Below are 9352 nucleotides of genomic sequence, written 5' to 3' on the forward strand. Positions count from 1 at the left end.
CCATTCGCGCCGCACCCCTGCCAGGAGAGAACCCCGATGTTGCCCGCCCGCCACCACCGCCCCCCCTGTCGTTCGATCGCTCCGCTGTCGCTGGCCATCGCCGGCGTGCTGCTGTCGGTCGCCGTTCCTGCCTTCGCCCAGGAGAGCAAGGACAAGGCCACCGACCTGGCCCGCATCGAGGTCACTGGCTCCAACATCCGCCGCACCGACGTTGAAACCGCCTCGCCGGTGCAGGTGATCAGCAAGCAGGACATCCAGAACATGGGTGCGCGCACGCTGTTGCAGGTGCTCGACAACCTGCCTGCCGCACGTCCGGCGCAGCAGGATGCGCGTTCGTTGTTCACCGGTTCCGACGGTGCCTCGCAGGCCAATCTGCGCGGCCTCGGTGCCCAGGGAACGCTGGTGCTGCTGAATGGTCGTCGCCTGTCGTACTACGGTGCACCGGCCGGCTTCCAGACCCAGTTCGTCAACATCGACGCGATCCCGGCTGCGGCCATCGAACGCATGGAAGTGCTGACCGACGGCGCTTCGGCGGTGTACGGCACCGACGCGGTGGCCGGCGTGATCAACGTGATCACCAAGCGCAACTTCCAGGGCGCCGAGGTCAGCTTCACCAACGACACCTCCTCGCGCATCGACTCCTACGGCGAGCGCCAGGCCAGCATCACCGCCGGCTTCGGTGACCTGGCCGAGAACCGCTTCAACATCTACGGTGCGGTCAACATGTACCGCCGCGACGCGATTCCGCTGAGCGATTTCTACGACAAGCGGCCCGACCAGTACTACGTCAACAATCCGAACTACCTCAACAACCTGCGCCTGGGCGTGGGCAGCAAGCCGGGTGAATTCAATCCGGGCACTTACTTCGCCTTCGATCCGGTCACCGGCCGTCGCGTGCAGGAAGCCGCGCCGGGCTGCAAGAACGTGCTGACCAGTGAAGCGGCCGGTCCGCGTTGCGTCTGGGAAACCTGGATGAACAACGAGATCGATGCCGGCGCCAAGTCCGAGCGCAATACCGCCTACCTCAACGGCACTTTCCTGGTGGGTGACAACACCGAGATCTTCGCTGAGGCGACCTACACCGACATCGACCTGCGCGCCAACGGTGGCACGCCGCGCACCTACGGCACCACCACCGGCAACCCGACCAGCTGGTTCTCGCGCAACACCGGCAACACCGTCAACCAGTTCCTGTACCCGTTCCTGGGCCCGAACAACGAGTACAACCACGCCAGCCCGCAGATGAAGGCAATGATGGGCGGCGTGGTCGGCCTGAACTACCTGCTGCAGGATGCCGGCCCGAACTACTTTGGCCAGCGCAATACCGACAAGAGCTACCGCGTGCTGGCCGGTGCGCGTGGCAACCGGGGTGACTGGAACTGGGAGACCGCCTTCGCCAGTGCCGGCACCCACTCCACCACGTACCAGACGATCAACGTCAACATCAAGGGCTTCGAGAAGGCGTTCGGCCCGTACTCGGTCGATCCGACCACCGGCCGCGTGATCATCTCCGACCACCCGGCATACAAGTTCGGTGAGATCAGCGAAGCCAACGCTGCATTGATCCGTGAAGCGTTCCCGACCTTCGACATCCAGTCGTGGACCCGTCTGCACACCTTGGACGGCAAGATCGAAGGCCCGCTGTTCCAGCTGCCGGCCGGTGAAATGCGCGCCGCGTTCGGCTTCAACGCCAGCCGCGAAACCTTCTACACCCCGGGCAACGCGGATGCAGCCAACGGCCTGATCTCCCAGCAGGGTGGTTCCTGGTTCGACGGCAAGCGCAACACCTACGCGCTGTTTGCCGAGACCGTGGCACCGATCACCGACAAGCTGGAACTGGATGCGGCGGTGCGCGTGGACAAGTACCCGAACTTCAGCGCCAACGTCGCGCCGAAGATCGGCTTCAAGTACCAGGCGTTCGACCAGCTGATGCTGCGCGGTACCTACTCGACCGGTTTCCGTGCACCGAGCCTGGCCGAATCCGGCAACGGCGGCGTGTTCGCGCAGCTGGGTGGCTACCGCGACGAGCTGCGCTGCAACGAGACCAACGCCATCGCCAACCTGCTGCTGCGCTCGCAGCGTCCGGGCGATGTCGACCTGGGCAAGAACCTGCTGAACGTCGACTGCAGCCGCACCGTGGCGCGCATGACCCAGCCGAACAAGGACCTGAAGCCCGAGAAGGCGAAGATCGCCACCCTCGGCTTCGTCTACGAGCCAGCGAGCTGGCTGTCGGTGTCGGCCGACTACTGGTTCATCTACCGTGACAATGAAATCGTCGCGCCGGACTACCGCCGCATGGAAGACATCATCTCCTCGTCGCGCTCGCCGATCACCGACAGTGACCGCGCCAACCTGGCGCAGCTGGCGGCGATGTGTGCCGACCCGGCCAGTGGCGTGAGCTGCCCGTCGGTGCTGCCGGGCTACTCCGCCGGCAACGTGGCCAGCGTGGTGGGCCAGTACAAGAACCGTGGCAAGACGCTGATCGACGGCTTCGACATCGATGCACGCAGCCGCTTCTCGCTGGGTGACTGGGGCAACCTGAACATCGGCCTGGCCGCCACCATCGCCAACCGCAACCGCTTCTACATGGATGAAGCCAACGGCTGGTACTACGGCGACGTGGTGGGCTACTACAACAACCCGCGCCTGCGTGCCACGCTCAATGCCGACTGGACCTACAAGCAGGTCACCACCAGCATGTTCGTCAACTACGTGGGCGGCACCAAGTGGGCCACCGACCAGGTTGATGAGGTGAGCAACAACAAGGAAACCTGCACCGGCGGCTACCTGGCCCTGCAGAAGAGCAAGTGCGACGGTGCGCCGTCGTGGTGGACCGCCAACATGAGTGTCACCTGGCGCCCGGATGATGCGTGGAACCTGAGCTTCACCGTCAAGAACCTGTTCAACCGCCTGCCGTTCTACGATCCGAACAGCTTCCTGGGTGACTCCAGTGACTACGCGACCATCTTCGGCCGTGGCTACAGTGTGACCATCGGCTACCGTTTCAAGTAATTCCGTTTGCGTGACCAGGCGAGCCGGCTACGGCCGGCTCGCTGCCAAGAGGAGAGATGTTTGCCATGAAGCGTAGGGAATTCATCGCGGCCAGTGCCGCTGTCGCCGCCAGCAGCCTGCTGCCGCAGACCCCGGCATGGGCACGCGGGCGCAAGGTGCGCCTGGCCATGATCGGTACCGGCATGCGCGGGCTGGTGCTGCTGAAGGAACTGGCGCGCCGCGACGATGTCGAGGTGGTCGCCGTGTGCGATATCGAGCCGATCATGCTCGGTCGCGCCGTGGAGATGGTGACCAAGGCTGGCAAGCCGGCCCCGAAGACCTACGGCCAGGACCGTGACAGCAACGCCTGGAAGCGCCTGCTGGAACAGAAGGGCATCGATGGCGTGATCATCGCCACGCCGTGGGAATACCACGCGCCGATGGCGATTGCCGCGATGCAGGCCGGCGTGGCCGTGGGCTGCGAAGTGGTGGCCGGCATCACCCTGCAGGACCACTGGGACGTGCTGAAGACCCAGTTGAGCACCGGTACCCCGTACATGCTGCTGGAGAATGTCTGCTACCGCCGCGACGTGATGGCCGCGCTGCAGATGGTGCGCCAGGGCCTGTTCGGGGAGCTGGTGCACCTGCAGGCCGGCTACCAGCACGATCTGCGCGGCGTGAAGTTCAATTCCGGCGACCCGAACCAGCCCTACGACAGCGGCGTGGAGTTCGGGCCCAAGGGCTGGAGCGAAGCCCGCTGGCGCACCGAGCATTCGGTGGAGCGCAACGGCGAGCTGTACCCCAGCCACGGCATCGGCCCGTGCGCGATGTACACCGGCATCAACCGTGGCAACCGCTTCACTCACATCAACGCGTTCGCGACCAAGGCACGCGGCCTGCACGAATACACCGTGGCCAAGAGTGGTGGCACCACCCACCCCAGCACCAAGGTCAAGTTCAAGCTGGGCGACATCGTCACCACCACGCTGGCCTGCGAGAACGGCGAGACCATCCTGCTGCAGCACGACACTTCGCTGCCGCGCCCGTACTCGATGGGTTTCCGTGTGCAGGGCACCAAGGGCCTGTGGATGGACGTGAACCATTCGGTCCACATCGAAGGCCGCAGCCCGCCGCACCAGTGGGAAGAGTTCAAGAAGTACCAGGACGAATACGAGCATCCGCTGTGGAAGCAGAATGCCGACACCGCCGCCAGCGCTGGCCACGGTGGCATGGACTGGTTCGTCATCCACGCGTTTGTGGAAGCGCTGAAGGCCAAGGCACCGATGCCGATCGACATCTACGACGCGGTGACCTGGAGCGCGATCACGCCGCTGAGCGAGCAGTCGATCGCCAATAGTTTCCAGACGCTGGAGTTCCCGGACTTCACCGCTGGCGCGTGGAAGCAGCGCAAGCCGATCTTTGCGTTTGATGGGAAGTACTGATCCGCTCTGTGTAGAGTTGAGCCATGCTCGACTGGTTTGAACCCGACGCCGGGCACTGCCCGGCGTTGCTGTTTGTGGCGGATTGGCCCCTGCAGTGCCCAGCCCACGCCCGGCCGCCTGTTCGGTCGGCCGCCCGCTTTATCAGAAAACTCTGAAATCCGACGCATTCCACAGTTTCTGACTTGAATGTGTAAACCACATCGGAGATAACGTTCCCCGTGCGGTCAGCCCGCATTCCGGACCAGGGACGATCCGAAGCATGACGTGGTGAGGCAGCTGCCCCACGTTCTCGTTCCCGCCGGTGCAGTGTTCGTCCAGGAAGGAGAACAGGGATGTTGAAGCGATTGAAGTCCATTTCGTGTGCCGCACTGGCGATGATTGCGCTGGCGAGCTTGGCTCCCGGGGCTGCGCAGGCGCAGGAGGTGCAGAAGAAGTGGGAAAGCTACCTGTCGATGGGCCAGCCGCGAGCCACGGAAGCGGCGGTGCAGAAGGACATCAAGTCGCTCTTTTCCCAGTACGAGGAGGACAAACCCTTCGATTGGCATGTCAAACGCCAACGCGTCCTTGGAAAGAAGGTCATCTACGATTACCGGGTGAAACCCGAGAAGATCGTTACTACCGACTGGGTCTACACCCACTCAGGGCAGGAGTACTCTTCCGAAGATCAGATTCGGAGCGTGATCCTCGCCACCCGCGTCAGCGACCCGCAGTGCCCGGCGACTTCCCTCACGGAGGATCCGTGGGTCGAGCTCCTTGGGCTTGGAAGGGGCGATGACGGTAGTGTCACCAACGAGGAGAAGGATTTCCATTACACCTTGAACTTCTATCATCAGAGCACTCAACAATGCTCGTCGATAGTGGGGTGGGAGCATGTGCGCCGGGCCAGAACGGCGCTTTGCCCGAATCGACCGTCCCTGACGTGGAATGACGCCTTGCAGATGTGCTCACTGGTCCAGCAGGACGAGCCGCACATGGCGCCCATGCTGTCCTATACAAGCACGCCGCTGCCGCCGCAGCAATGTCCTGTTGGCAACCCATGTGATCCGACCACTGGCGATAAATCCCAGCCTGAGCCGGATTTCAACTTTGGATGGGTGAGCTTCCAACGCCACTATCATTCCCTGACAAGCACGGCGGGCGGCGCGTTGGGTACGGGCTGGACCCATTCCCACAATCTGCGGCTTACCGCAGGCGTAGACGATTCCACCTTCCCTCCCAGCCCCGAACTGAAAGTTGGGTTGATCGGCGCCGATGGCGGGCAGACCGCGTTCCAGAAAGTGGGGGCAAGCTACGAAGCCATGGACGGAAGCGGTGATCGCGCTGTCCAGCAGGGCACCAACTGGCAACTTTCACGTGCCGGAGAGCGCATTCATTTTGATGCCGCTGGCTTGATGCAGCGCCGCGATTTCGAAGACGGAACGTCGCTGACCTATGCACACGACGGCCGCGGCCGCCTGCTCAGCATCACCCATTCAACCGGTCGACGCGTTGATGTCCAGTACCTCGCGCCGGGCGACGATTCGCTGATCTCGGCCCTGGTGGTCGCCGGCCAGCCTGTGGTGAGCTACACGTACTCTCCTGCTGGCGAGCTGGCCACTGCGACCTATGCAGACGGCGCCAGCCGTACATACCACTATGAAGACGCCCGTTTCCCCGGCTACCTGACCGGCATTACCGCTGAAGGCAGCCAGCGCTACAGTTGGTACGGCTACGACGCCAAGGGACGGGTCACCTGCAGCCGTCACTCCGGCGACTGCAGTCAGGCCGACGTAGGCATTGATGGCGTGCGCCTGGAGTACACCCCGGCAGGAACCACCATCGTCACCGACGCACTGGGCAAGCAGAGCACCTACGCCTTGACCGCCATCGGCTCCAGTGGACTTCCGCGCAAGGTCAATGGCATCACCGAGAGCAACGGCAGCATAAGCCGCACCTATCTGCCCGAGGGCACCGATTTCCGGCGCCGGCTGCAGTCGGTGACTGATCGCCGTGGTGTCGTCACCAGCTACGCCTATGCCGAGGCCAGCGATGCTACCGCAGGCGCCGTCAGCGTGACCACCACCACCGAAGCGACCGGTACTCCGGATCAGCGCATCAGCGAAACGCGCGTGGCCATGGACAGCAATCGGCTGGTGCAGCAGACCGTTGGCAACCGTGAGATCCGCATCGCGCGCAACGCGCGCCTTCAGCCGACCACCATCACCGTGCGCGACACGCTGACCGGTGACACCCGCGTCACCACGCAGACCTACTGCGAGGCCGAAGGGCCGGAGTGCCCGCTGGTGGGACTGCTGCGCAGTGTGGATGGCCCGCGAAGCGATGTGGCGGATGTCTCCACCTATGCCTACTACACAGCGGACGACCCGGGATGCGCGGCCAATGGTGCCTGCAGCTATCGCAAGGGCGACCTGCGCAGCGTGACCAATGCGCTGGGCCAGACGGTCGAGACCCTGGCCTACGACGCACTCGGAAGGCCGCTGTCGATAAAGGACGCCAACGGCGTGGTCACCGATTACACCTACCATGCCCGCGGCTGGCCGACCTCGGTCACCGTGCGCGGTGCCACCACAGCCGAGGACCGGGTAACCCAGATCAGCTACTGGCCGACCGGCCAGGTGCAACAGGTCACCGAGCCGGACGGCAGCAGTGTCACCTATGTCTATGACGCCGCCCAGCGGCTGACGGACATCGCGGACAGTGCGGGCAGCACCATTCACTATGTGCTGGACAACGCCGGCAACCGCCTCAAGGAAGACACGCTGGATACCGGCGGCACCCTGCGCCGCACCTTGGCACGCACCTTCAACACGCTTGGTCAGGTGACCGCATTGAAGGACGCAGGCAACCACGCCACCGGCTTTGCCTACGATGCCAACGGCAACCCGCAGACGATCAGCGACGCACTGCAGCGCGTGACCAGCCAGCAGTACGACCCGCTGAACCGCTTGGCGCAGACCCTGCAGGACGTCGGCGGCGTGGCCGCGGAGATCCGCAGCCAGTACAACGCGCTGGATCAGGTCACCCAGGTCACCGACCCGAAGGGTCTGCACACTACTTATGCCTATAACGGTTTCGGTGATCTGACCGGGCAAGTCAGCCCGGACAGCGGCGCCAGCAGCTTCACCGTGGATTCGGCAGGCAACCGCAAGACCGCTACCGATGCACGCGGCGTCACCGCCACCTATAACTACGATGCACTCAACCGCCTGATCGGCATCGCCTACCCGGATCCCAATCTGGACGTGGGCTACAGCTATGACGTGGCGCCAGCTGCCTGTGCTGCCGACGAGCGCTTTGCCAAGGGACGACTGGGGCAGGTGCTGCACGCCAACGGCAGCACCCAGTACTGCCACGACCGCTTCGGCCAGGTCACCCGCAAGGTGCAGACCGTCAACGGTGTCGCCAGCACGCTGCGCTATGCCTACAGCAAGTCGGGTCGCCTGGCCGCGCTGACCTACCCCGACGGCAGCGTGGCCGACTACGTACGCGACACCCAGGGGCGCATCAGCCAGATCGGACTGACCCGGCCCGGCCAAGCCCGCCAGATCGTGGTGAACAACGTGACCTACGCGGCCTTCGGCCCGGCGACCGGCTGGACCTACGGCAATGGCCGCCAGTTGCAGCGCCCGTTGGATCTGGATTACCGCCCGCAGGCGGTGCATGACCCGGCCGCAGGTGGCCTCTCACTGGGCTATGGCTATGACCCGGTCGGTTCGGTCACCGAGCTGAGGAACGGCGCAGGCTCGACGGTGCTGGCCAAGTACGCCTACGACGCGCTGGGTCGCCTGACCCAGACTCAGGACGGCGCGACCGGCACGCCGATTGAAACCTACGCCTACGACGCCACCGGTAATCGCACTGCGCTGACCACTTCGGCGGGCACTGCCAGCTACGCCTATCCCGCAACCAGCCACCGGCTGACCGCAGCGGATGGCGAAGCGCGCAACCATGACGCCGTGGGCAACACCACCAGCATCGGCAGCAAGACCTTCACCTACAACGATGCAAACCGCATGAACGCGGTGAAGCAGGGTAATGCCGCACTGGAGAGCTACGGTTACAACCATCGCGGCGAGCGCGTGCTGCGCAGCCCGTCCGGTGGCGCTGCTCAGATCACCCTGTATGACGAGGCAGGGCAATGGCTGGGCAACTACTCGGCCACGGGCCAGGCGCAGCAGCAGGCCATCTGGCTGGACAACTATCCGGTGGCGCTGATCAATGTGCCGAGTACCGGCGTGCCGGAACTGGCCTACGTCCAGCCGGATCATCTGGGCACACCGCGCGTGGTGATCGATCCGGTACGGGATGTGGCGATCTGGGAGTGGAGCAACAAGAGCGAAGTGTTCGGTAATCAGATGCCGAGCGCCGACTCGGATGGGGATGGTGTGGCGTTCGAACTGGCGCTGCGTTTCCCGGGCCAGCAGGCGACGGATGCGAGTGGGTTGTTCTACAACTACCAGCGGGAATACGACCCGGCTGTGGGGCGGTATTCGCAGAGTGATCCGATTGGGTTGGAGGGGGGAATCTCAACCTTCAGTTACGCGGATCTCACTCCACAGGCTAAAGCGGACCCGCTCGGATTGGCGACATGGACTGGAACCATGACGTTTGCGGGCACAGGTGTAGGGATTGTAGGTGGTGTGGGTGGTGCAAGACTGACCCTTACGTCCGAATGTCTCAATGGCCGTCAGGCGTCCGTCGAACTCGGCTTTGCTGGGGTTGGCGTCGGCACTGGATCTCCCATCTCCGTCACTGTCTCTAATGTCACTCTCACAGGAGGCAACCTGATGTATGTCGATCCAAGCGAATTGCTCGGAGCCTCTTCCATTCTTTCGTTGGGAGCAGCGGCCGGTGGGGGGGGCTCTCTGTCAACCCTGAGGATTGGCGATGTATCTTCATTTGGAATTGGGGGGCAGGGA

At 63.8% G+C, this 9352-nt stretch carries 3 protein-coding genes; all 3 read left to right on the plus strand.

The window, feature by feature from the left end:
- Positions 1-36 precede the first annotated feature (36 nt).
- A complete protein-coding gene (locus G5A07_RS20755) occupies positions 37-3012 on the plus strand; it encodes a TonB-dependent receptor (protein ID WP_191863936.1) in 2976 nt (991 codons plus the stop codon).
- Positions 3013-3077: 65 nt separating this feature from the next.
- Positions 3078-4433 carry a Gfo/Idh/MocA family oxidoreductase gene (locus G5A07_RS20760; protein ID WP_191863937.1) on the plus strand — a complete coding sequence of 452 codons (1356 nt, stop codon included), beginning with the start codon at positions 3078-3080 and terminating at the stop codon, positions 4431-4433.
- Between the two features lie 332 nt (positions 4434-4765).
- The coding region (locus G5A07_RS20765) for an RHS repeat-associated core domain-containing protein (RefSeq protein ID WP_262405904.1) at positions 4766-9352 on the plus strand (4587 nt) is incomplete at its 3' end.

The organism is Stenotrophomonas sp. AS012628, assembly GCF_010608305.1.
GTDB classification, from domain to species: domain Bacteria; phylum Pseudomonadota; class Gammaproteobacteria; order Xanthomonadales; family Xanthomonadaceae; genus Stenotrophomonas; species Stenotrophomonas geniculata.

Bases quoted from the DNA above. Each gene is read 5' to 3' on its own strand.
- G5A07_RS20755 (WP_191863936.1), top strand. From the start codon at position 37: ATGTTGCCCGCCCGCCACCACCGCCCCCCCTGTCGTTCGATCGCTCCG.
- G5A07_RS20760 (WP_191863937.1), top strand. From the start codon at position 3,078: ATGAAGCGTAGGGAATTCATCGCGGCCAGTGCCGCTGTCGCCGCCAGC.